General features: G+C 69.8%; 20 protein-coding genes and 1 pseudogene. 9 read left to right on the top strand and 12 right to left on the bottom strand.

From position 1 onward, the window contains the following. The coding region (locus tag DQ384_RS33295; RefSeq protein WP_114032839.1) for a CARDB domain-containing protein at positions 1 to 2700 on the top strand (2700 nt) is incomplete at its 5' end. A gap of 122 nt (positions 2701 to 2822) precedes the next feature. Here the strand turns inward: DQ384_RS33295 and DQ384_RS33290 are convergent. Together DQ384_RS33290 and DQ384_RS33285 are read right to left on the bottom strand one after the other, a co-directional pair. Then, the gene (locus DQ384_RS33290) at positions 2823 to 4532 is read right to left on the bottom strand and encodes an L-lactate permease (RefSeq protein WP_114032838.1); all 1710 of its coding nucleotides are present in this window, start codon (positions 4530 to 4532) and stop codon (positions 2823 to 2825) included. Positions 4533 to 4653: 121 nt separating this feature from the next. Next, positions 4654 to 5736, bottom strand: a complete 1083-nt coding sequence (locus DQ384_RS33285) for a zinc-dependent alcohol dehydrogenase (RefSeq protein ID WP_181871553.1) — start codon at positions 5734 to 5736, stop codon at positions 4654 to 4656. A gap of 224 nt (positions 5737 to 5960) precedes the next feature. On the opposite strand from DQ384_RS33285, the gene DQ384_RS33280 reads away from it, so the two are divergent. Both DQ384_RS33280 and DQ384_RS33275 read left to right on the top strand, forming a co-directional pair. Then, the gene (locus DQ384_RS33280) at positions 5961 to 6410 is read left to right on the top strand and encodes a cupin domain-containing protein (RefSeq protein ID WP_114032836.1); all 450 of its coding nucleotides are present in this window, start codon (positions 5961 to 5963) and stop codon (positions 6408 to 6410) included. 41 nt (positions 6411 to 6451) lie between these two features. Further along, positions 6452 to 6685: pseudogene (locus DQ384_RS33275) on the top strand (recombinase family protein); the annotation flags it as partial. A 115-nt stretch (positions 6686 to 6800) separates the two neighbouring features. Here DQ384_RS33275 and DQ384_RS33270 read toward each other — a convergent pair. Continuing rightward, positions 6801 to 7610, bottom strand: a complete 810-nt coding sequence (locus DQ384_RS33270; protein WP_114032835.1) for an MBL fold metallo-hydrolase — start codon at positions 7608 to 7610, stop codon at positions 6801 to 6803. Next, entirely contained in the window at positions 7604 to 8203 is a 600-nt protein-coding gene (locus DQ384_RS33265; protein ID WP_245966949.1) for a dihydrofolate reductase family protein, read from the bottom strand. Before DQ384_RS33265 ends, DQ384_RS33270 begins: the two co-directional genes overlap by 7 nt. Before the next feature lie 71 nt (positions 8204 to 8274). On the opposite strand from DQ384_RS33265, the gene DQ384_RS33260 reads away from it, so the two are divergent. Beyond that, entirely contained in the window at positions 8275 to 8772 is a 498-nt protein-coding gene (locus tag DQ384_RS33260; protein WP_220183268.1) for a winged helix-turn-helix transcriptional regulator, read from the top strand. Positions 8773 to 9703: 931 nt separating this feature from the next. Then, complete coding sequence (locus DQ384_RS33255; RefSeq protein WP_220183267.1) at positions 9704 to 11296, top strand: multicopper oxidase domain-containing protein; 1593 nt, start codon at positions 9704 to 9706, stop codon at positions 11294 to 11296. 79 nt (positions 11297 to 11375) lie between these two features. Here the strand turns inward: DQ384_RS33255 and DQ384_RS33250 are convergent, their stop codons facing one another. Beyond that, the gene (locus DQ384_RS33250) at positions 11376 to 12053 is read right to left on the bottom strand and encodes a winged helix-turn-helix transcriptional regulator (protein WP_114032834.1); all 678 of its coding nucleotides are present in this window, start codon (positions 12051 to 12053) and stop codon (positions 11376 to 11378) included. A gap of 152 nt (positions 12054 to 12205) precedes the next feature. On the opposite strand from DQ384_RS33250, the gene DQ384_RS33245 reads away from it, so the two are divergent. Both DQ384_RS33245 and DQ384_RS33240 read left to right on the top strand, forming a co-directional pair. Then, positions 12206 to 13045 carry a class I SAM-dependent methyltransferase gene (locus DQ384_RS33245; protein WP_114032833.1) on the top strand — a complete coding sequence of 280 codons (840 nt, stop codon included), beginning with the start codon at positions 12206 to 12208 and terminating at the stop codon, positions 13043 to 13045. After that, positions 13006 to 13935: a right-handed parallel beta-helix repeat-containing protein gene (locus tag DQ384_RS33240; RefSeq protein ID WP_245966948.1), complete on the top strand. Its 930-nt coding sequence runs from the start codon at positions 13006 to 13008 to the stop codon at positions 13933 to 13935. The genes DQ384_RS33245 and DQ384_RS33240 overlap by 40 nt, the downstream gene beginning before the upstream one ends. Before the next feature lie 138 nt (positions 13936 to 14073). Here the strand turns inward: DQ384_RS33240 and DQ384_RS33235 are convergent, their stop codons facing one another. The 4 genes from DQ384_RS33235 to DQ384_RS33220 form a co-directional block, all read right to left on the bottom strand. Beyond that, positions 14074 to 15894 carry a glycoside hydrolase family 99 protein gene (locus DQ384_RS33235; RefSeq protein ID WP_220183266.1) on the bottom strand — a complete coding sequence of 607 codons (1821 nt, stop codon included), beginning with the start codon at positions 15892 to 15894 and terminating at the stop codon, positions 14074 to 14076. A gap of 205 nt (positions 15895 to 16099) precedes the next feature. Further along, positions 16100 to 17146, bottom strand: a complete 1047-nt coding sequence (locus DQ384_RS33230; protein WP_114032831.1) for an ABC transporter substrate-binding protein — start codon at positions 17144 to 17146, stop codon at positions 16100 to 16102. A 17-nt stretch (positions 17147 to 17163) separates the two neighbouring features. Further along, complete coding sequence (locus DQ384_RS33225; protein ID WP_114032830.1) at positions 17164 to 18072, bottom strand: ABC transporter permease; 909 nt, start codon at positions 18070 to 18072, stop codon at positions 17164 to 17166. A gap of 10 nt (positions 18073 to 18082) precedes the next feature. After that, positions 18083 to 18925 (bottom strand): ABC transporter ATP-binding protein, encoded by an 843-nt coding sequence (locus DQ384_RS33220; RefSeq protein ID WP_220183265.1) that lies wholly within the window; start codon positions 18923 to 18925, stop codon positions 18083 to 18085. A gap of 216 nt (positions 18926 to 19141) precedes the next feature. Between DQ384_RS33220 and DQ384_RS33215 the strand changes: the two genes are divergently transcribed. Both DQ384_RS33215 and DQ384_RS33210 read left to right on the top strand, forming a co-directional pair. Then, complete coding sequence (locus DQ384_RS33215) at positions 19142 to 20755, top strand: sensor histidine kinase (RefSeq protein ID WP_114032829.1); 1614 nt, start codon at positions 19142 to 19144, stop codon at positions 20753 to 20755. A 19-nt stretch (positions 20756 to 20774) separates the two neighbouring features. Further along, positions 20775 to 21473, top strand: coding sequence for a response regulator (locus DQ384_RS33210; RefSeq protein WP_114032828.1), 699 nt, complete (start codon positions 20775 to 20777; stop codon positions 21471 to 21473). A 6-nt stretch (positions 21474 to 21479) separates the two neighbouring features. On the opposite strand, the gene DQ384_RS33205 is transcribed toward DQ384_RS33210, so the two are convergent. The 3 genes from DQ384_RS33205 to DQ384_RS33195 all read right to left on the bottom strand — a co-directional run bounded on the left by DQ384_RS33205 (position 21480) and on the right by DQ384_RS33195 (position 23601). After that, positions 21480 to 22331: a bifunctional methylenetetrahydrofolate dehydrogenase/methenyltetrahydrofolate cyclohydrolase gene (locus DQ384_RS33205; RefSeq protein WP_114032827.1), complete on the bottom strand. Its 852-nt coding sequence runs from the start codon at positions 22329 to 22331 to the stop codon at positions 21480 to 21482. Between the two features lie 118 nt (positions 22332 to 22449). Beyond that, positions 22450 to 23214, bottom strand: a complete 765-nt coding sequence (locus DQ384_RS33200; protein WP_114032826.1) for a maleylpyruvate isomerase family mycothiol-dependent enzyme — start codon at positions 23212 to 23214, stop codon at positions 22450 to 22452. A 3-nt stretch (positions 23215 to 23217) separates the two neighbouring features. Continuing rightward, positions 23218 to 23601, bottom strand: a complete 384-nt coding sequence (locus tag DQ384_RS33195; RefSeq protein ID WP_114032825.1) for a winged helix-turn-helix transcriptional regulator — start codon at positions 23599 to 23601, stop codon at positions 23218 to 23220. Positions 23602 to 23660: the final 59 nt, after the last annotated feature.

The following is a 23660-nucleotide window of genomic DNA, read 5'->3' as shown; positions in this document are numbered from 1 at the left end:
GTCCAGCTCGGGTCCAACGCCGACGTCAACCAGGTCGTCGTCAAGCTCAACCCCGACAGCTCCTGGGGCCCGCGCACCCAGACCATCCAGGTCCTCGGACGTGAGCAGAGCGCCACGGCGTTCACCACGCTGAGCCAGCCGATCACCGCGCAGTTCGCGCCCGCCAGCGGCAACACGGTGACGATCCCGGTCAGCGGCCGGGTCGCCGACGTCCAGCTCAAGTACACGAGCAACTCCGGCGCCCCCGCCGGCCAGGCCGCCGAGTTCCAGGTCATCGGCACCCCCGCGCCGAACCCCGACCTCACCGTCACCGGTCTCACCTGGTCCCCGGCCTCGCCGAACGAGACCCAGGCGATCACGCTGTCGGCCACGGTCAAGAACCAGGGCACGCTGGCCTCCCCGGCGGACACCGTCAACTTCAACCTCGGCGGCGCGCTGGTCGGCACCGCCAACGTCCCCGCCCTGGCCATCGGCGCCACCGCCACGGTGACCGCGAACATCGGCACCCGCGGCGAGGGATCGTACGCGGTCAGCGCCCGGGTGGACGCGGACAACAGCGTCTTCGAGCAGGACGAGACCAACAACCTCTTCACCGCCCCGTCGCAGCTCGTGGTCGCGCAGGCTCCCGGCCCCGACCTGCAGGTGCTGAGCGTCACCTCCAACCCGCCTAACCCGGCCGTCGGAGCCGCCGTCACGTTCACCGTGGCCGTGAAGAACCGCGGCACCGCCGCGACCGGGGCCACCACCGTCACCCGTGTGGCGGTGGGCGGCACGACGCTCAACACCAACACCCCGTCGATCGCCGCGGGCGCCACGTCCAACGTGGCCATCAGCGGCAGTTGGACGGCCACCGCCGGCGGCGCGACCATCACCGCCACCGCCGACGCGACCAACGTCGTCGCCGAGACCAACGAGACCAACAACACGTTCACGCAGGCCATCGTGGTCGGGCGCGGCGCGGCGGTCCCGTGGGTCGAGTACGAGGCCGAGGCCGCCCGCTACCAGGGCACCCTGCTGGAGGCCGACCCGCTGCGCACCTTCGGGCACACCAACTTCGCGACCGAGTCCTCGGGCCGCAAGTCGGTGCGGCTGAACAGCACCGGGCAGTTCGTCGAGTTCACCTCGACCAACCAGTCCAACTCGATCGTCGTGCGCAACTCGATCCCCGACGCGCCGAACGGCGGCGGCATCGACGCCACCATCAGCCTGTACGTCAACGACACCTTCGTCCAGAAGCTGACGCTCTCGTCGCGCCACAGCTGGCTGTACGGGACCACGGACGACCCCGAAGGGCTGACCAACACGCCGCAGGCCAACGCCCGGCGGCTGTTCGACGAGGCGCACGCGCTGCTGTCGACGAGCTACCCCCCGGGCACCAGGTTCAAGTTGCAGCGCGACGCGGGCGACACGGCGTCCTTCTACATCATCGACCTGATCGACCTGGAGCAGGTGGCGCCCCCGGCGAGCCAGCCGGCCGGTTGCACCTCGATCACGCAGTACGGCGCGGTGCCCAACGACGGGATCGACGACACGGCCGCCATCCAGCGGGCCGTCACCGACGACCAGAACGGCGTCATCAGCTGCGTCTGGATCCCCGCGGGGCAGTGGCGGCAGGAGCAGAAGATCCTCACCGACGACCCGCTGAACCGGGGCCAGTACAACCAGGTGGGCATCAGCAACGTCACGATCCGCGGCGCGGGCATGTGGCACTCCCAGCTCTACACGCTGACCGAGCCGCAGGACGTGGTGGGCGGCATCAACCACCCGCACGAGGGCAACTTCGGCTTCGACATCGACGGCAACACCCAGATCTCCGACATCGCCATCTTCGGCTCGGGCCGGATCCGCGGCGGGGACGGCAACAAGGAGGGCGGCGTCGGCCTCAACGGCCGGTTCGGCCTGAACACCAAGATCAGCAATGTGTGGATCGAGCACGCCAACGTGGGCGTCTGGGTCGGCCGCGACTACGACAACATCCCCGCCCTGTGGGGTCCTGCCGACGGGCTGCAGTTCAGCGGCATGCGCATCCGCAACACCTACGCCGACGGCATCAACCTGACCAACGGCGCGCGCAACTCGCGGGTGTTCAACTCCTCGTTCCGCACCACCGGCGACGACGCCCTGGCGATCTGGGCCAACCAGGCCGTGAAGGACCAGGTCGTCGACAACACGCACGACAACCACTTCGTCAACAACACCATCCAGTTGCCCTGGCGCGCGAACGGCATCGCGATCTACGGCGGCTACGACAACTCGATCGAGAACAACCTGATCTACGACACCATGAACTACCCGGGCATCATGCTGGCGACCGACCACAGCCCCCTGCCCTTCTCGGGGACCACGTTGATCGCCAACAACGCCCTGTACCGCGCCGGCGGCGTCTTCTGGGGCGAGCAGCAGAAGTTCGGCGCCATCACGCTGTTCGCGGCGAGTAAAGACATCACCGGCGTCACGATCCGCGACACCGACATCTACGACTCGACCTACGACGGCATCCAGTTCAAGACCGGCGGCGGCAACATGCCGAACGTCGCGATCACGAACGTGAAGATCGACAAGTCCAACAACGGGGCCGGAATCCTGGCCATGGGCGGCGCTCGCGGCAACGCGACGCTGACGAACGTGACCATCACCAACTCGGCCACCGGCAACATCGTCAAGGAACCGGGCAGCCAGTTCGTCATCACCGGCGGCTGACCCGATGACCGCCTGACAGCCGGTTCCTCCGGCCTGGCCGACGCAGCGTCCTGCGACGGCCAGGCCCTCGCCGACGTGGCGCCTTCACCGGGCGCCACGTCGGTGAGAGCGAGGACACCCGCTCACCCCACCACCATCCAGGACAGAGGGCCCGTCGCCATCAGCGCGACCAGGACGGCGAACGCCACCAGCAGGCCCGCACTCCACGGGAAGGTACGCCGGAACAGGGTTCCCTCCCGGCCCGCCATCCCCGCCATCGCCGCGGCCACGGCCAGGTTCTGCGGGCTGACGAGCTTTCCCAGCACACCCGCCTCGCTGTTGGTCGCCGCGAGCAGGACCGGGCTGATCCCGATCTTCTCCGCCGCCGACACCTGTATCGCGCCGAAGAGCGCGTTCGCCGAGGTGTCCGAGCCGGTCGCCGCGCCTCCGAGCCAGCCGAGCAGCGGAGACAGCAGGACGAACGCGCCGCCGGCCCCGGCCAGCCAGGTGCCGATGGTCATGACCTGGCCCGAATAGTTCATCAGATAGGCCAGCGCCAGCAGCAGGGTGACCGTGACCCCGGCCCGCCGGATCCGCGCCGCCGCCAGGCCGTACTCGCGTAGCGCCACACGGACCGGCAGCCGCAGGATCGCCGTCGAGACGAGCCCGGCCACCAGGACGACGGTTCCGGTGGCGGTGAGCCAGTTGAACTGGAAGACGTCCAGGCTCAGCGGCCTGCCGTGGACGTCGGCGACCTCAACGCCCGGCCAGCGGAACGTCAGCGCGAGCCGGTTCGCCGCACGGGCCACGGGGTTGTCGATCGCGACCAGCGCGAGGAGCACGATCAGCATCAGGTACGGCGTGAACGCGCGCAGCGTGGTCGCCGGAGAGCCTCGCGCGGGCGCGGAGTCCTGGAGCGGAAGGGCCCCCGGGCCGGCCGTCCCGAAGGCCGGCGCGGGATCGGACGGCGGCGCGGGGTCCCTCATGGGCTCGGACTGCGGCGCGGGGTCCCTCGTGGGGTCTGAGGCCGTCGCGGGATCCGAGCGCGGCCACAGTCTCAGCACGGCGGCGGTCGCCCCGCCGGCCAGCAGCGCGCCGATCAGGTCCGCCAGCGGGTAGGCGATGAAGTTGGACGTCACCGCCTGACCGGCCGCGAAGCCGAGCCCGGCCACCAGGCCGATCGGCCACAGTTCCCGCACCCCGCGCCTGCCGTCCAGCACGAGCAGGATGACGAACGGCACGCAGATCGCCATGATCGCGGACTGGCGGCCGACCATCTGCCCCAGTTCCGCCGCCGGCAGATTCGTCGCCTTGCCGAGGGCCGCGATGGGATTGCCCATCGAGCCGAAGGCGGCCCCTCCGGCGTCGGCGAACATGGCCACGGTCGCGGCCCGGATCGGCGCCAGGCCCAGCGTCATGAGGATCGCGGTGATCACGATCACGGGCGCGCCGAACCCGGCCATGGCCTCCAGCAGCGCGCCGAAGCAGAAGGCCACGACGAGCGCCTGGACCCGGCGGTCGGGTGACAGTCCGGTGAACGTGCTCCGGACGACCGTCAGGAGGCCGGAAGCGTCGATCAGCCGGTTAACCCATACCGCGTTCAGCATGATCCAGGTGATCGGGAAAAGGCCGAACGCCGCCCCCTGCGCCGTACCGCTCACCAGCGGCGTCACGGGCACGCGGTACACGAACACGGCGATCAGCACGGCGGCGAGCAGGCCGAACGCCGCCGCGACGTCGGCACGCACCCCGAAGACGCCGAGCAGCACGATCAGGACGAGCAGGGGTAGCGACGCCACCGCGGCGGACAGGCCCAGGGACCCGCCGATCGGGGCGAGGATCTGCTGGTACATCGGCCGTCCCCCCTCCGTGGCTGATACCCCGATCGGGCCGATGTGCTGCTCAGCGACGACAACTCAGGGGACGACCACTCAGGGGACGACCACTCAGCCGACGGTGCCCAGGGACGACCACTCAGGGGACGACCACGACCTTCAACGGGTCGCCCTCGCGCTCGCGGAGCACCCGGAACGCCTCGGTGATCTTCTCCAGCGGGAAGCGATGGGTGACCAGTTCCCGGCCCCGGATCATGCCCGCGGCCGCCAGCGCGACGGCGCGCCGGACGTTGTCGCCTCCCTCGCCGCGCGAGGTGAACATGGTGACGCCCTTGCGGACCAGCCCGCTCAGGTCCAGCCGGACGGCCTCCGGGTAGAACGCGACGAACAGGATCTTTCCCCCGCGCTTGGTCACCTGACCACACTGCTCGGGCACATCGGAAGATCCGGACGCGTCGATCGCGAGATCCGCGCCCAGGCCGCCGGTGAGGTCGAGCACCGCTGCCACCGGCTCGGCCTCGGTCGCGTTCACGGTGTGGTCGGCCCCCAGATCACGGCCGAGCCTCAGCCGGGACTCCCTGGTGCCGACCAGAACGACGCGGGCCGCGCCCATGCGCTTGCAGACCTGCACGGTCATCAGCCCGACCGCACCGGGGCCGAAGATCACGACGTCCTGGCCGACGATGTAGCCGCCGGCGACGTCCAGGCCGTACAGCCCGGTTCCGGCCGTGGTGAGAAGCACGGCGTCTTCGGCCGTGACCCGGTCCGGCAGCCGGTACAGCGCGCTGACGTGGTGGACGGCGTACTCCGCGAAACCGCCGTTCGACGTCATGCCGCTCGCCCGGTGCCCCTTGGCGGGGTCGCCGTAGTTGAGGCAGGCGGTGTACTTGCCGGTCAGGCAGTTGCCGCACCGGCCGCATCCATGGTGCGCCTCGATGCACACCCGGTCACCGGGCGCCAGCTCGTCCACCGTGGAGCCGCAGGCCACCACGGTGCCCGTCCACTCGTGGCCCGGGATGTACTCGCCGTACGGCGGAGTCTGCGGAAAGTGCCCGTCGAAGATCTTCAGATCGGTGCCGCAGATGCCGCACAGAGCGACCCGGACGAGAACCTCCTCCGCCTGGGGCTCGGGGACCGGACGGTCGACGACCCGCAGGTCCCCCGCACCGAACAGAACGGCCGCACGCATGGTGTCCGGAGCAACGTCGTCCAATCGGCTCATCGCCCCACCTCCCGACCTCGGCGCTCCGGTCGAACCGTGACCATCTGTACACACTAAGCGACGAGCCGGGCCGCCTCCCGTCCCGGCCATCACCACGTACTGCTTCCTACGGTTTCGGGGAACGTTCCTGATGAGCGGCGGTGGCCGTCGCGGGCCGCCGCCGAGGAGCGACGAGGGTAAGGCCCTCGCCACATCGCCACAATCGCGACGAAGGAAGTACAGCCATGACCGACACGCCGGCGAACCGCAGCGTCCACGTGGCCCGCAGCGGCACGTTCGACCGCAACACCCCGCAGACGCAGGGCCTGACCCGGGAGGTGGCGTTCGACAGCCGCAACCCGGACGCCGAGCACCTTTCCGCGTTCCGGAGCACCGTCAAACCCGGCGCGGCCACCGGGGCCCACCACCACGGATCCCAGGAGACCGTCCTCTACGTGATCAGCGGGAGCGGGCGCTATCGGTGGGGCGACAAGCTGGAGAACGTGGTGGAGGCGGGCCCGGGGGACTTCGTGTTCATCCCGGCCCACGTGATCCACCAGGAGATCAACCCGTCCACCGAGACGGAGACGGTCTGGGCCGTGGTGAGGTCGGGAGTCGATCCGATCGTCGTCAACCTCCCCGAGCTTGACGCGCTCGCGGAGGCCCCGGCGACCGAGTACGCGCCGTCGGAGTAAGAAATATCCCTTGACTTCCTCGGAGCCTCTTCGGCCGCAACCTCCTGGAAGGGCTGATCGTCCTCAACGACCTGTTCCAGCAAGGCATCGGCGTCAAGGTCCTGGAAGGCATCGCGGCCGGCGAGCACACCGAACGGTCCCTGATCCTCGACATCGCGCTCGCCCTGGCCGAGGACCGGCGCCGCGACATCATCCGCAAGACCAAGAACGGTCTGGACGCCGCCCGCGCACGCGGCCGCGCCCAGCTCGCCGCCGCAGAGGGCAACCCCCGCTGACCAGCCCGACCACCCTGGAGAACGTCGTGCCGCCGCCCCAGATCCCGACCGGCGACCCGCGCGCACTGGCTGTGTCGCACACCGATCGCTAGCGGGGCGCCCCGTCGCGCTCGCTTCATTGGGCGAGGCGCTGGAGTTGCCCTTCGTGCACGTCGCTCACCCACTCCCAGCCAGGCTTGGCCGATGGGCCGACCCGTGGGTCGGCGGGGATATGGCCGTTCCGCAACGCGAGTACGTACGCCCGATCCTGGTCGATCCGTGCCTGTACCTGGTCGGATCCGCCGACGGAACCGTGGCCCGGGACGACGACATCGACGTCGCTCGCCACGCTCTCGAGCAGCCGCAGCGCGGTGAGGTAGTCCTCGATCGGGTCCGCGGTGTCGTCCAAGTCGAGCATCGGAATCAGGACATCAGAAAGCATGTCGCCGGCGACGAGAACCCCGCGTTCCTCGATCAACAGCGCCGCGTGGCCCGGGGCATGCGCTTGATGCTCGATGATCCGGACTTGAGGGCCATCCCAAGGAATCTGCGCAGTTTCCGCGGGCAGGCCGGTAATGAGGCCGAGTAGGTCCAGCGGTACCTGCCCGGCGATTTCCGTCTCGAGCAGGTGGGCGGCGATGCGGGCCTTCGCACCTGCGTCCGACAGCTGATCTCGGACAGTGGCCGCGCAGCGCGCCGTGCCGTAACGTGGCGCCTCGCCGAGCCGGGCGTGCCAGAGCAGGTGATCCCAATGCGGATGCGTAGAAAACCCTGCCACAACGGGCTGACCCAACTCGCGAAGGTCGTTCGCGAGGCAGTCGATCTCGGAGCCGGTCACCCCGGGGTCGATGAGCAACACACCGGCCCGGCCCCGCACCACAACGGCGTTGCTCTGCACGAACCCGCTCTCGTGGACCAGCACACCCTCCGCGACCTGCCTCAGCACGAGCTCGCCTCCTTTGCATTCTGGATGGCGTAGCGATGCATCGTGACGCCCTGCTCGAACGATCGCTGCTCGAGCAGGTCGAGCTCGATCGGCACGTCGTAGTCGTCGAACAGCGGCCTGCCGAAGCCGAGGATCGCGGGATGGGTGAAGAGCAGCAGCTCGTCGAGAAGCCCGGCCCGGAGCAGCTGTGTGGCGAGCGCCGCGCCGCCCACACTGATGCTGCCGTCGGTCCCGGCCCGCAGGGCGGCGAGTTGCTCGATCGCGTCGTCTCCGCCGATGATCCGGGTGTTGTGCTCGGCGCTGCGGCGGGTGCGGGAGACAAGCATCTTGGGCTTGGCTGTCCAGATCTCGCCGTATTCACGCATGTAGTCCGGCAGCGACGCGTCCTCGCACGCCCGTGGCCAGTACTCCTCCATGACCTCGTAGTAGACCCGGCCCTGGACCATGAGCGCGAGCGCCTGCGTCTGCGCGTTGGCTTCGCGGTGCAGTTCCTCGTCGATGCGCAGCCACTCGCCAGCACCGTTGTCCCCAGGAACTTGCTCGATCCGCAGGTCGAGGGACACGTTCATCGAATAGACGAAGCGGCCCATCATCTCCTCTTCCCAAGAGTGATTGCAGCCTGCAACTACTATCGTTGGGACGAAATATCTGTCAAGGAGGAATCGTGGAACCACGGTCCGGGTGTCCGATCAACGCCGCCGTCGAGATGCTCGGAGATCGCTGGTCGTTGCTCGTGCTTCGCGACGTCATCTTCGGCGACCGCCGCTACTTTCGGGCGCTGCTCACCGGGTCGATCGAGGGCATCGCTTCGAACATCCTCGCCGACCGCCTCGTGCGGCTCGTCGACGCTGGGATCCTCACCCGCGGCACCGCCGCGCGGGGGCAGCGCGCTCGCTACAGCCTCACTGAAGCTGGTATCCAGACTCTTCCGATCATCTATGCCCTCGGCAACTGGGGCCTCGACTGGCGCCCGGGCAGCGACGAGCTCCGGAGCCGGCAGCAGCTCATGCGCGATGAGGGTCCGGCGTTCATCGAGGAGCTCATGGACGAGCTTCGCGTCCGCCACCTCGGCGCCCCGCCGAAGCCGCACGACGGTCCAGGCCCGTTCGAGCGCCTCGACGCCGCCTACGCCGCGGCCGCCGAGCAAGAACACGTCGATTAACGGTGACGGAACGGCCCCCGCCCTGACCTTCTTGGGCTCCGGTAGCTTGCCGTCACCGCGCACAAGACGTCACCGCCATGGGACAGGCACGCTGCCTGCCCGACGTCGGATGACTTCGCAACGCCCCGGAGCCGTTTGAACTCGGACCTTGCCGGAACCCCTGGTTGCTGACGAGGTGGCGCCAAGACGCGGTGGCGTACGGCTGTCTTACGCTCAACTTGCTGCAGTTCGGCCGTCCGCCACGATGTCGTTCGACGTCCCCGACTCCGGCATCGGTCAGCTCCTCATGCAGCGCGGCGTTGTCCCGGTGCGCTTTAGCGGGGACGCCGTCGTGGCGTGGGCCGACGGACGCACAATCTACTACAAAGGAACTGCCTGATCCGCAGAGATAGCGCGCAGTGAGCGTGACCCAGTTACTTCACGGGGTGGCTGAGCTAGAAGCACTGCGCTCGTCAGAGGATTTGGCATGCCGCATAGCGTCCATCTCGGAGGCCCTAATCACTGGAACAAGTGCAGCATATATGGCATAATCTATGATGCCACCCAAAGTGTTCAGGATGAGATCGTCGACGTCGAAGATCTGCAGGCGCCCACCGTATGGCGATTTCGTGGATTCCTGGCGGCGGATCGGAGAAATCGCGCGCTCTCCCACGATGGCCGGCGCATACGCGGTGGACCGGCTAATCGAAAGTCACGAATTCAGGCATCGCCGGGTATGCCCCGCACGGGCGGTGTGCCCGGACCCGGGGAGATGGCCGTAGCCGATACGACACAATCCGTTCCCGAGGAAAGTCCATACTAAGTTGGCGCATTCGTGAGTCCGGCGCGGACAGCGTGAAGTCGCCGGAGTGGGGCCGGTATCCGCATAGCGGGGTATCGGGTCAACGGGGACGGCAGGATACTCCGAACCATTCACGGCAAGGAGATTCACGTGTCAAAAGTGCTATTGTCCCCCGTGCGGTTCGCCGCGGCCGGAGCGGCAGTGGTCGCCGCCCTGGTCCACGGAGTCGTCCTCGATGACCACTTACAGAAGGCGCCGTACCTCGGCGTGACCTTTGTTGTTCACATCGTCCTCTGTGCGGCCCTCGCCCTTCTGCTCGTACGCCGGGACAGCGCCTGGGTCTGGTCGGCGACCGGCGCGCTGGGCGTGGCCGCGCTCGGCGCCTACGGGTTGAGCCGTTCGGCAGGGCTCCCGAACGTCCGTGGTGACCTGGGAAACTGGACCGACCCTGCCGATCTGCTGGCGATCACCGCTGAACTGACCATGGCCGGCCTCGCCGCGTTCGCCTTCTGGTGGCACCGCCACGGGCGGGCGGGCGAACGGCCGACGCGGGCACTGGCGCCGTGGGCCGCCGGCGCGTTGGTGGTGGCGCTCGGCATCGCCACGGTCGGTGCCACCACGACCGGAACCGCGGCCGGCGGCGCGTCGGCGAGCAGCGGTATGTCGATGTCGGACGTCACCGACTGGAACAACATGGGCGCGGCCTTCCACACCAACGGCACCACGCGTACGTACTACATCAGTGCCGACGAGGTGACGTGGGACTACGCTCCGCTCGGCCGCAACGGCACCACGGGACAGCCGTTCGACGAGGAAGCCGACACATTCGTCAAGTCCGGCCCAGGCCGTATCGGCTCCAAGTACTACAAGTGCCTCTACCGGGGGTACACCAACGACTCGTTCAGCACGCTGACCACGCGCAGCACGGACGACCAGTACCTGGGACTGCTCGGGCCGGTGATCCGCGGGGTGGTCGGCGACACCATCCGGGTGGTCTACCGTAACGCCTGCTCGATCCCCACCAGCGTGCATCCGCACGGCGTCTTCTACACCAAGAACGCCGAGGGCGCGCCGTACGACGACGGAACCTCGGCCGCCGACAAGTACGACGACGCGGTACCGACCGGCGGGCGGCACACCTACGTCTGGCAGGTGCCCGAGCGGGCCGGGCCCGGTCCGCACGACGGCACGTCGGTGATGTGGATGTACCACTCGCACACCGACGAGATCGGCGACACCTACGCCGGCCTGATGGGCCCGATGGTGATCACCAGGGCCGGGTCCGCACGCGCGGACGGCAGCCCCAACGACGTCGACCGGGAGGTGTTCGGGCTGTTCTCGGTGATGGACGAGAACAACAGTCCCTACCTGGAGCGCAGCATGGAGACCTTCGCCGCCGAGCCGTACCCGGACCTGGAGGACGAGGACTTCCACGAGTCCAACCTGATGCACTCCATCAACGGGTACGTGTACGGCAACATGCCGATGGTGAAGCTCCGCAGGGGGCAGCACGTGCGCTGGTACCTGATGGGCATGGGCACCGAGGTGGATCTGCACACCCCCCACTGGCACGGCAACACCGTCACGGTCGGCGGGATGCGCATGGACGTGGTCAACCTGCTTCCGGCGTCCATGGTCATCGCGGACATGGTGCCGGACGCGGTCGGCACCTGGCTCTACCACTGCCATGTCAACGACCACATCTCGGCGGGCATGATGGCGCGCTACCAGGTCACCACCTGACCCGGCGCCCCGGCCGCCCCTGAGCCCGGCCGCCGTCCCCGGACCGGCCTCCGCACCCCCGCCGCGCCGGGTGGGGGTGCTAGGCGGGCCGGGACACGGCGGCCCATGCGGGAAGTGTGAACCACCCGGGCACGGCGCGGCGTAACGCTTCGGGACCCCGCACCTCGACCGCCTGGGCACGCAGCGCGTCCGACCAGCTCAGGTCGCCGCGCCAGACCTCGACCATGCTGCGCACACCGGCGATCACCGTGACGGCGACGGCGTGGCCAGGGTCGGTGTCGCAGACGTCCACCTCGTCACGTGTGATCACGATCCACCAGCGGCGACTGCTGGGCGGCACGTCCGGGAACTGGAACTCGATCACCGTCCGCCCGTCCGGGACGGCGGTCTGGTCGACGTTGCGGTGCATGTCCCACAGCAGCAGCTTCGGGTCCAGGTCCTCGTCGCCCAGCTCTCCGATCCAGCGGATGCCCCAGGCGGCGAGCGCCTCGACCACTGGTCGCAGTTCGTGGCCGGCCTGGGTCAGGACGTAGCGCACATCGTTGTCCTTGACGTGCCTCTCCACGATGCCGGCGGCGGTGAGCTGGTGCAGCCGCCGGGACAGCAGCGTGGGTGACATACGCGGCAGACCGCGACGCAGCTCGTTGAAACGCTCCGTGCCGCACACGAGTTCCCGGATGACGAGCAGCGTCCAGCGTTCGTCGAGCAGTTCGACGGCCTTGGCGACCGGGCAGAACTGGTGATACGAGGAGCCCATGCCCCGAAGTCTAGATTCAGCCGCCATGAACGCCAGTGGCGGCAGAGCGGGCCTCGGCCGGCTGCCGGTACAGATCGTGTACTAGATGACGAATCCGTGCTTCCTTACCGTCGATTCCAGTCCGACGCAGATCACGATGAGGGAGAAGAACGATGACCGTGGAGAGCGACCCGCTAGAGGCCGACCGCGCCCTGAAGGCCAGGCATCGCGACATGTGGGCGCTGGGCGACTATCCCGCCGTCGCCGCCGAGATCATCCCTGATCTGGGCGCGGTCCTGGTCGATGCCTGCGGGGTGGGACGCGGGCACCGGGTGCTGGACGTGGCCGCCGGGTCCGGGAACGCCGCCATTCCGGCGGCGCTGGCAGGGGCCAGTGTGGTGGCCAGTGACCTGACCCCGGAACTGCTGGAGGCCGGACGGGTCCTGGCCGCGCGGCGCGGCGCGGAGGTCGAGTGGCGGCAGGGCGACGCGGAGGCCCTGCCGTACGCCGACGGCGAGTTCGACACGGTCCTTTCCTGTGTCGGGGTCATGTTCGCTCCCCACCACCAGGCCGCCGCCGACGAGCTGATCCGGGTCTGCCGCCCGGGCGGCACGATCGGCCTCCTCAACTGGACGCCGGAGGGATTCATCGGTCAGATGTTCAAGGCGATGAAACCGTACGCGCCCCCGCCTCCGCCCGGCGCGCAACCCCCGCCGCTGTGGGGCAGCGAGGATCACGTCCGTGCGCTGCTCGGCGAGGCGGTCACCGATGTCACCGTGCGTCGGCAGACGGTCACGATCGACCGGTTCGGGTCCCCCGGCGCGTTCGTCGACTACTTCAAGGCCAACTACGGCCCGACCGTCGCCGTCTACCGAGGAATAGCAGGAGATCCCGACCGCGTCGCCGCCCTGGACCACGCCCTCACCGAACTGGCTCGCGGCCATCTACAGGGCGAGGAGAAGGCGGTGATGGAGTGGGAATACCTCCTCCTCACCGCGCACAAGCGCGACTGACGACAAGCCTGGAGCCGGGCCGGCGCCGCCCCCGTTTCGACATCGACGGCAACACCCAGATCTCCGACATCGCCATCTTCGGCTCGGGCCGGATCCGCGGCGGTGACGGCAACAAGGAGGGCGGCGTCGGCCTGAACGGCCGGTTCGGCCTGAACACCAAGATCAGCAATGTGTGGATCGAGCACGCCAACGTGGGCGTCTGGGTCGGCCGCGACTACGACAACATCCCCGCCCTGTGGGGTCCTGCCGACGGGCTGCAGTTCAGCGGCATGCGCATCCGCAACACCTACGCCGACGGCATCAACCTGACCAACGGCGCGCGCAACTCGCGGGTGTTCAACTCCTCGTTCCGCACCACCGGCGACGACGCCCTGGCGATCTGGGCCAACCAGGCCGTGAAGGACCAGGTCGTCGACAACACGCACGACAACCACTTCGTCAACAACACCATCCAGTTGCCCTGGCGAGCGAACGGCATCGCGATCTACGGCGGCTACGACAACTCGATCGAGAACAACCTGATCTACGACACCATGAACTACCCGGGCATCATGCTGGCGACCGACCACAGCCCCCTGCCCTTCTCGGGGACCACGTTGATCGCCAACAACGCCCTGTACCGCGCCGGCGGCGTCTTCTGGGGCGAGCAGCAGAAGTTCGGCGCCATCACGCTGTTCGCGGCGAGCAGGGACATCACCGGCGTCACGATCCGCGACACCGACATCTACGACTCGACCTACGACGGCATCCAGTTCAAGAGCGGGAACATCCCCGGGGTCGCGATCACCAAGGTGAAGATCGACAAGTCCAACAACGGTGCCGGCATCCTGGCCATGACCGGAGCGCGCGGCAGCGCGACGGTGCTGCCCGCGTGCGCCGAACCGGGGTAGCCTCCCTGGCCGGGGAGCCGGGCAAGGACGTTCGGCGCGCGTCCCGAGAGTGGCGCGCCCCCGCCGGACGTGACGTCGGTCACGGACGTGTGACCGACGTCACGGACGTGCGGGGCGCGCCGAGGTCCGGCGGCGCGGTCAGGAGTTGGTGATCGTGATGTCGTCGAGGTAGGCGTTGAAACTACCGCCCGCGCCGCTGCGGTCGTAGCCGACGAGGATCTTGTCGATCGTCTTGCCGTTCAGCGCGGGCCCGAAGTCGCTCTGGATCCTGGTCCACGTGCCGACCTGGCCCTTGGGCGCGCCGGGGTGCATGTCGACGCCGGTCGTCGTGGTCGCGGCGCTGTCCCGGAGCGTGCTGCCGTCGGTCATCACGAAGTCGACCGCCACGCTGCGGCCCCCCTCGTCCTTCGGCAGGAAGGAGTAGGACAACTTCGTCGCCGCCGTCACCGGGATGTTGACGTCGAACGCCTGGTAGTACGCGTGGGAGTGGGCGGTCGCGGTCGCGCTGCCCTGGAACCGCAGGGCGGACACGCCGAGCTGGTTGTCCTCGTTGATCGCGACGGTGAAGGTCGGAGTCCCGCTGCCGCCGGGGCCGGCGACGTTCTGCGTGCCGCCGGGTCCGGCGGTGTTGGTCCAGGTCGGCTGGGCGTCGGTCTCCCGCTCGACGCTGGTGCGCAGGAAGACCGGGCCGGGCGCCAGCGGGATGGGCACCTGGGTGACCAGCGGGTCAAGACCCGTGATCATGCGGGTGATCCGGCCGGCGAGCCGGAGGTAGAAGTCGGACGAGACGTACCTGCCGTCGGCGCTGGTGGTCAGGAAGTACTGGTTGGTCGGGATCATCGAGGAGTCCTCGGCGGCCGGCAGGATCGCCGTGCCCTCGTCGTACTCGTCGAACATGGCGATGAACGCCTGCGGGACACCGGCCCTGCGCACGCTGGCGGCCTGCTCCCAGAAGTAGTCGCCCCCGCGGCGCGGGATCTGGTTGCGGGTGCCGCCGTTCCAGTTGGACCAGGCGAAGCCCGGGTAGATCACCGGCTGGTACCCCTGGCCGGTCGCGTTCAGCGCGTCCCGGTCGGCGGTGAGCTGGCCGGAGATGTCACCGACGTTGCCCACCATCCACGGCGAGATCATGTCGAACGTGCGGTAGACCTGGCCGAAGCCGGGCTTGGCGTTGGCGTCCGTGCGCCAGCCGCGCGGCACCCCGCCGATGACGTACAGCCCCTGGTTCTTGAACCACTGGACCACCCGCTGGGCCTGCGCGGCCGTGCCGGGCCGGTCGGAGAAGCCGAAGCCCCAGATCTCGACGACGGGCTTGCCGCCCTCCCGCGCGTACGCCGGGGAGTCGGTGAGGTGGAGCTGCCCGGTGATGACGTTGGTCCAGTCGGTCGTGAGGACCTGCTCCACGTTGGCGTCGGTGAGGCCACTGATGTCGTACTCGACGTAGAAGCCGCGGCCGTACTTCACGGCGGCGTCCCTCACCTTGGTCGTGACCGAGTTGCGGACCTGGGCGCCGGCCGAGGTCGGGGAGGCGATGTCGGTGCCGAACCGCTGGAGCGCGGCCCCGTCGATGCCGTACTCGCTCATCCACCGGAAGTGCTGGTCGACGACGGCCGTCGGGTAGGAGGAGAACAGCGTCGCGGGCTGGCCGTTGCCGAGCGCGGCGTACCCGGTCTGGAACCTCTCGGAGGCCGCGTACTTGCTCATGTCGGGGTACAGCTCGAAGGTCTGGCGGCCGGGCGCGGGCTGCGAGCCGGCCCAGTGCCGCCAGGAGTTGAGCGGCGAGCCGTCACCGGGGGCGTTGAACCACCCCTGGTAGCCGGCGTAGACCTTGTTCTTCACGGTCGGGGCGGCGAGTGCCTGCGCACCGAACGCCGGGGACATGGCCGACCATCCCAGGGCGGTCGACAGGAGGGAGAGGGCGAGGATCACTCTCAGCAGGGGTTTGCGGCGGTTATCCACGATTCGCCTTCAGGTGGGGGGTGGGTGATGGTGCCACGCGGGCGGAGCCTGGCCTCCACATTGCGGGCACATTTCGGATATTAACGGAATGTCGTAGTCAATGCCGCAGTAAACCCCATGCCGGGTTTCGTCGGAGATACACCGGAACCCTCCGTGATCCCGGCCACGAGCGGGGTTTCTCCTGCTTCCCGGCCGTTTCGGGGGGCTACTTGGCGGCCTTGACGAACTCGGTGGTGTAGGTCTTGGACAGGTCGATGCTGTCCTTCTTGCCCTGGACGTTCGGCGAGAACGAGCTGAGCACCTCCAGGACGTTCTTGGCGCCCTCCTCGTCCATCAGGCCGTCGGGGCGGAAGATGCTCTTGGTGTCGTTGATCGACTTGGCGTACAGCGCGGGGTCGCCGCCGGCGTACTCGGCGGGCATCTTGGCGGCGATCTCCTCGGCGGAGTGCTCGTTGATGAACTTAAGCGTCTTCACCAGGGCGTTGGCGAGCTTCTGCACGGTCGGCTTGTTGGCCTGCACCCAGGCGCAGTCCATGTAGAGCGAGCTGGCCGGGTAGAGGCCACCGAGCGCCGCCCGGGTGCCCTCCTCGGTGCGCATGTCGATGATGACCTTGCCCTTGCCCGACGAGGTGAGCTTCGCGGCGGTGGGGTCGGTGGTCATGCCCGCGTCGATGCCGCCGTTGTCCATGGCGGCGATGAACGTGGGACCGGCGCCCGCCTTGACGCGGGTGATGTCCTCGGTCTTCAGGCCCGCCCTGACGGCGAGCGCCTGGGTGAGGAAGTCGGTCGAGGAGCCGGGGCTGGTGATGCCGAGCCGCTTGCCCGTGAAGTCGGCGGGCGACTTGATCTTGTCGGCCTGCGCGGTCGAGACGACCTCGACCTCTCCCGGCACGTCGGCGAACTGCACGACGCTCTGGATGCACTTGCCCTTGGTCTGCAGGTCGATCGTGTGGTCGTAGAAGCCGACGACGCCCTGGACATCGCCGCTGATGAGGACGTTCTCGGCCTGCGCGCCCGAGGGCTCGGTGAGCAGCTGGACGTCCAGGCCCTCCTGCTTGAAGTGGCCGAGCTGCTCGGTCAGCTTGGGCGGCAGGTAGATGACCTTGTCGATGCCGCCGATCATGATCTTTACCTGGGGGGCCTTGCCGCCTTCGGCGGCGGTGGCGGTGCGGGAGTCACGGCAGCCGGTTGCGGCGGCGACCATCGCCAGGCCGGCGACGGCGGTGACCACGAGGCGGGAGGTGGGGTTCATGGCGGGTCTTGCTCCGATCAGATTCTTGCTTCGGTGGCGGCGGACGGCGGGCGCCAGGCGAGGAGCCGGCGTTCGAGGAGGGTGAGCAGCCATTCGGCGAGCAGCGCCATGACCGTGATGATGATCATTCCGGCGTAGATCCCGGCCGAGTCGAAAGTCCCCTGAGCGTGGTTGATGAGCAGGCCGAGGCCCTTGTCCGCGCCGGTGTACTCGCCGACGATCGCGCCGATCAGCGCGAAGCCGAAGGCGACGTGGAGGCTGGCGAGGATCCACGACGTGGCGCTGGGCAGCACGATCGTCGTCAGGATCTGGCGCGGCCCGGCGCCCAGGATGCGCGCGTTGTCGATCAGCGTCTTGTCGACCTCGCGCGCGCCCTGGAAGGCGTTGAAGAAGACCGCGAAGAAGACGAGGACGACGGCGGTGGCGACCTTGGAGGACATGCCGAGCCCGAACCAGATCACGAACAGCGACGCCAGGACGATGCGCGGGATCGCGTTCGCCGCCTTGATGAACGGCGCGCACACCTCGGCCAGGAACCGTCCCCGGCCGAGCAGGACGCCGAGGACGACGCCGGCCAGCGAGCCGATCACGAACCCGGCGACCGCCTCCTCCAGGGTGACGGCGATCTGCTCCCAGATCGTGCCGAACGCCGTGCCGGTGGTGAACCAGTCGACGATGCGTCCCCAGATGGCGCTCGGCTTGGAGTAGTAGAACGGGTCGAGGAACGTGCTCGCCGACAGCTCCCAGCTTCCGAGCCAGAGCACGACCAGCAGCACGCGCGTCGCGGTGATCTTCGGGGCGCGCAGGGCGCGGCGGCGGGGGCGCGCGGAGTCGTCCGCGACGGGACGCGCCTCGGTGGCGGGGGTCTCGACCTGGGCGGGCACGGCGTGCTCCTCCTTCGCGCCGCGTACGGCGTCCTTCGTCATGGGTGCGGGCTCAGGCGACACGGCCGGCTCCCCGGGCGCGGGTGATCTCGACCTCTTCGCGCAGCGAGTCCCAGACCTCGCGGTAGACCTCCAGGAAGGACTCCTCCAGCCGGATCTCCTCCACGCGGCGCGGCCGTTCGAGCCGTACCGGGATGACGTTCTTGGTGGTGGCGGGGGCGGCGGTCATGACGACCACCGTGTCGGCCAGCGCGATGGCCTCGGTCAGGTCGTGGGTCACGAAGACCACGGCGGCGCTGGTGCCCGACCACAGGTCGAGCAGCAGGTCCTGCATGTGCTCGCGGGTCTGGACGTCCAGCGCGCTGAACGGCTCGTCCATGAGCAGGATCGACGGCTCGTTGATCAGGGTCTGGGCCAGCGCGACCCGCTTGCGCATGCCGCCGGAGAGCTGGTGGGGGTAGTACCGCTCGAACCCGGCGAGCCCGACCTTGGCCACCCAGTCACGGGCGCGGTCGCGGGCCTCGGTCCTGGAGGCGCCACGGTAGCGGGGGCCGGCGGCGACGTTGTCGAGCACGGTACGCCAGGGCAGCACGGCGTCCTGCTGGAACATGTAGCCGAGGCCGTCGGGGATGCCGGTCACGGGCCTGCCCTGGACGAGCACCTGGCCGTCGCTGGCGGGCGCGAGGCCGGAGATCATCGACAGGCTCGTGGACTTCCCGCAGCCCGTGGGCCCGACCACGCTGACGAACTCGCCCTGGCGGACGCTCAGGGTCATGTTCCTGGCGGCGGTGTAGTCGCGGCCGTCGCGGGTCGGGAAGCGCTTGGTGACGCCGCGCAGCTCGATGGCGTCGCCCCCCGTCCGGGGTACGGCGGCGGGGGCGCTGGGGGTGGTCAATTTCGGCTCCTTCCGGACGAGGTCCGGCTCCTGACACGCGGAGGAAACATCGGCCTGGTAGTCATGAGGGGCACGGGGGATTCGTTTCCCGGGACCGTAGGCCGGTGTGACAGGCCTCACCAGCCTTGTGCCGGTTGTGTGAGCAATGCGCGTATTTCGCGTTTTGCTCTTTTTGCGCGCGGGCTCGCACGGGGCACGCGGAGGTATCGTGCTCCCATGTCCTGGCCTGGGCGGCGGCCCCCGCTGCGCTTCGCGACACAGGCCCTGCTCGTCCAGGTCGCCGTGCTCCTGCTCATCCTCGGATGCGGCTTCGCGCTGGTCGCCTACCTGCTCCACGCGGAGCTGGAGACGCAGTACGAGGAACGCGCCCTCGCCGTCGCGCGCTCCGTCGCCGCCGACGCCGACATCGTGCGCGCCGTCGCCGCCCACGACCGGTCCGGCTCCGTGCAGCGGCACGCCGAGGCGGCCCGGCGGCGCGCGGGCGTCCTGTTCGTCGTCGTCGCCGACGACCACGGCATCCGCTACTCGCACCCCGACGCCGACCGGCTCGGGCAGCGGGTCAGCACCGACCCCGAGGCCCTCGGCGGCCACGAGATCGTCACCTTCGAGACCGGGACGCTCGGCCCGTCCGCCCGGGGCAAGGTCCCCCTGCTCACCGCCACCGGCCGCGTGGTCGGCCAGGTCAGCGTGGGAATCGCCGCCGGCGAGGTGTCCCACCGCATCGGCGACCTGATGCGCCCCGCCGCCGGGTTCACCGGGCTCGCGGTGGCCCTCGGCGTCGTCGCCGCCGCCGGGCTCGCCCGCAGGCTCAAGCGCCAGACCCTCGGACTGGAACCGACCGACCTCGCCGACCTGCTCCGCGAGCGCGAGGCCGTCCTGCACGGCATCGACGAGGGCGTCCTCGCCGTAGACCCCGCCGGGCGGGTCACCATCTGCAACGACGCGGCCGCGCGCCTGATCGGCGGCCGGCCCGTCCTCGGGACCCCGGCCGCCGACGCCGGCCTGCCCACCGGTCTGCGCACGCTGCTGTCCGAGCGGGCCAAGGCGCGCGGCGTCCTCGTCGCCACCGAGGACCGCATGCTCGTCGTCACCGCCGCCCCCGTACGCCGGGGCGACCGGGACCTCGGCCACGTGCTCACCCTGCGCGACCGCACGGACCTGGACGCGATGGCCCGCGAGCTGGACGTCGTCCGCGCGCTCTCGGACGCGCTGCGGGCGCAGGCGCACGAGTACACCAACCGCCTGCACACGCTGTCGGGCCTGCTCAGCCTCGGGCACCGGGACGAGGCGATCGCCTACCTGCGGGAACTCGCCGACGACCCGCTCGCCACCGAGTACGGCGACGGCGGGCGGCTGCGCGACCCGTACATCCGGGGGCTGCTCGCCGCCAAGACCGCCGTCGCCTCCGAACGCGGGGTCGATCTGCGGCTGAGCGCCGACTCGTTCGTCCCCGCGCAGCTCAACGCGCCGCTGGACGTCGTCACCATCCTCGGCAACCTGGTCGACAACGCCACGGCCGCCGCGCAGGCCGGATCACGGCGGCCCGCGTGGGTCGAGGTGTCGCTGGTCGCCGAGGCGGGCGTCCTGCACATGGTCGTCGTGGACAGCGGCGACGGCGTCCCCGCCGAGGCCGTCGACCGGCTCTTCGACCAGGACTTCACCACCGCCGCCGACGACGCCCGGCCGCACGGCGTCGGCCTGGCCCTCGCCCGGCGGCTCACCCTGCGCCACTGCGGGGAACTGACCCTCACCCGCGCGTCCGGGGCCGACTGCGGCGCCGTCTTCGTCACCCGCCTCCCCGACGCCATCTCCCGGGGGGACGAGGCATGACCGGTCGGAAGGGGACACCATGACGTACGGGCCCGTGCGGGAAGGCGCGCCGATCCGGGTGCTCGTCGTGGACGACGACTTCCGCGTCGCCGACGTGCACGCCCGGTACGTGCGGCGGGTGCCCGGCTTCGAGGTCGCCGGCATCGCGCACACGGCCGCCGAGGCCGTCGAGATGGCCGGCCGCCTGCGCCCCCACCTCGCGCTGCTCGACCAGTACCTGCCCGACGCGCCCGGCACGTCCATCGCGCCCCGACTCGGATGCGACGTGATCATGCTCACCGCCGCCGCCGAACGCGCCGTCGTCCGCGAGGCCATGCGGCGCGGCGTCGTCAACTACCTGGTCAAACCGTTCAATGAGAACGACCTCGCCGAGCGGCTGCGCGCCTACGCCCGCTTCCACGGGCAGCTCGGCGGCGACCGGGCACTCGACCAGGCCGAGATCGACCGCGCGGTCCGCGTCCTGCACGAGGGCGACCGGGTGGACGCCGCCATGCGCAAGGGGCGGTCCAGCCAGACGGCGCGGCTGGTCATCGACGCCGTGCGCGCCGCCGGCGAACCCGTCACCGCCGCCGACGTCGCCGCCCGCCTCGGCATCTCACGGGCGACCGCGCAGCGCTACCTGTCGGACCTCGCCGCCGACGGGCGCGTCGCCGTCGGCCTGCGCTACGGCACCACGGGGCGGCCCGAGCACCTCTACCGCCGGCCCGCGCCGGAGTAGCCCGCGTCAGCGGGCGCGGCGCTCGGCGGACTCGACGACGTTGGTCAGCAGCATCGCGCGGGTCATCGGGCCCACGCCGCCCGGGTTCGGGGCGAAGAACCCCGCGACCTCCTTGACCTCGAGGGCCACGTCGCCGGCCAGCTTGCCGTCCAGGCGGGACACCCCGACGTCCAGGACCGCCGCGCCCGGCTTCACCATGTCCGCCGTGATCAGGCCGGGCACCCCGGCGGCGGCCACGACGATGTCGGCCCCGCGCACGTGGGCGGCGAGGTCGTGGGTGCCGGTGTGGCACAGGGTGACGGTGGCGTTCTCGGTGCGGCGCGTGAGCAGCAGGCCGAGGGGACGGCCCACCGTGATACCCCGGCCGATCACCGTGACCTCGGCGCCCTTGATCGGCACGCCGTACTCCTGCAGGAGCGTCACGATGCCGCGCGGCGTGCACGGCAGCGGCGCGTCCACCATGTGGACGAGGCGGCCGAGGTTCACCGGGTGCAGGCCGTCGGCGTCCTTCGAGGCGTCCATGCGCTCGATCAGCGCCTGGGTGTCCAGGTGGCGTGGCAGCGGAAGCTGCACGATGTACCCCGTGCACGCGGGGTCGGCGTTCAGCTCGTCGATCGCGGCCTCGACCTCGGCCTGCGAGGCCGTGTCGGGGAGATCCTTGCGGATCGAGGCGATGCCGACCTCCGCGCAGTCGCGGTGCTTGCCGGCGACGTAGATCTGGCTGCCCGGGTCCTCACCCACCAGGATGGTGCCGAGGCCGGGCGTGACGCCTTCGGCCGCGAGCCGGGCGACCCGCTGCGCCAGGTCCGCCTTGATCTTCGCCGCGGTGGCCTTACCGTCGAGAATCTGCGCGCTCACAACTCGCCATCCTTCCATGTCACCCCCGCAGGTGTGGTCCCGGCTCCCGCGGCACTCCTCCGGCGCGCCGGGCGCGGCCGGTACGGCCGCCGCGCCCGGCGGGGAGAGGAGGATCAGGTCAAATGCCCGGGAACGACCGCCGCAACTCGTCGAGGTCGACGCCCTGGACGGTGACCTCGGGGGTGTGCGCCGGGTCGAGGCGGCCGAAGACGAGGCGGACGAACGCCTCGGCCGGGAGCTCGACGGCCGCCGGGGTCTCCCCCGCGTCCGCCGCCTCCTCCAGCGTGACCGTGTCACCGAACCGCAGGACGAACCGGCGGTCCGGGCCCGTGGTGGTGACGGCGACGCTCGCCGGCGTGGCCGCCGGCTTGCCCGACCTGCTCACGATCGGGCCGAGCAGGTCCACCAGGTACTCCACCGGCTCCGGCGCGACCGTCGCCCGCGGATCGAGGGCGACGGCGATGTCCCAGCTGTGCAGAGCGTGCTCGCTCAGCCGCATTCCGGTGAGGATGGGGAAGTCGAACTCCATGCCGAACGCGGAGAGGCGCAGGCGCGCGCGTTCCGCGGAGCCGAGTGCCTCGAACCTCGTCAGCAGCGCGGCGTCGGCCGCCAGTCCGTCATCGGCCTGCTCCCGTGCGGCCTTGGCGTTCCAGCGGTCCCAGATGGCGCCGACCACCTCGGGGGCCGGCGGCTCCGCGAGGCCGAGCCCCGCGTCCACCAGCAACTCGGTGATCTCGGCCTGCGAGCCCAGGTGCGACAGCACCTCGGCGATCGACCACGCGGAAGCGTAGGAGGGCCGTGCCAGCGTCGCGTCGTCCAGGGGAGCCACCAGCTTCTTGAGCCGCTCGTGGGAACCGCGCAGGACACCGATCATGTCGTCCATGTCTCAGCCTTTCTCGTCGTAGCGCCGTCGGGAGTCGGAGATGTACGCGTAGTGCTGCTCGGCCCAGCCGATCAGCTCGCTCACCTGTCCGGAGAGCGTGCGGCCGACCTGGGTCAGCGAGTAGTCGACCTTCGGTGGCGTGGTGGGAGTGACCTTGCGCAGGACCAGCCCGTCGCGCTCGAGGCCGCGCAGGGTGAGCGTGAGCATTCGCGGCGAGATGCCGTCGATGACCCGCCGCAGGTCCGAATACCGGCGGGGGCCGTCCAGGAGCAGGGACATGATCAGCACGCTCCACTTGTCTCCGACCCGGTCGAGAACACCCCGGAGCAGGCAGTTGTCCGTGTTCGCGGATACGGAGTAAGGAACATCAATGTGCCTAACGCTCATTCTTGTGCCGTCTTCCGCCATGCCCGATCATCACCAACAATCTCCATTGGGAACAAGAC

Source organism: Sphaerisporangium album (genome assembly GCF_003323745.1).
In the GTDB taxonomy this organism is placed as follows: Bacteria; Actinomycetota; Actinomycetes; order Streptosporangiales; family Streptosporangiaceae; genus Sphaerisporangium; species Sphaerisporangium album.
The sequence above is the reverse complement of the archived record's forward strand: the minus strand, read 5'-3'. Positions and strand labels throughout refer to the sequence as shown.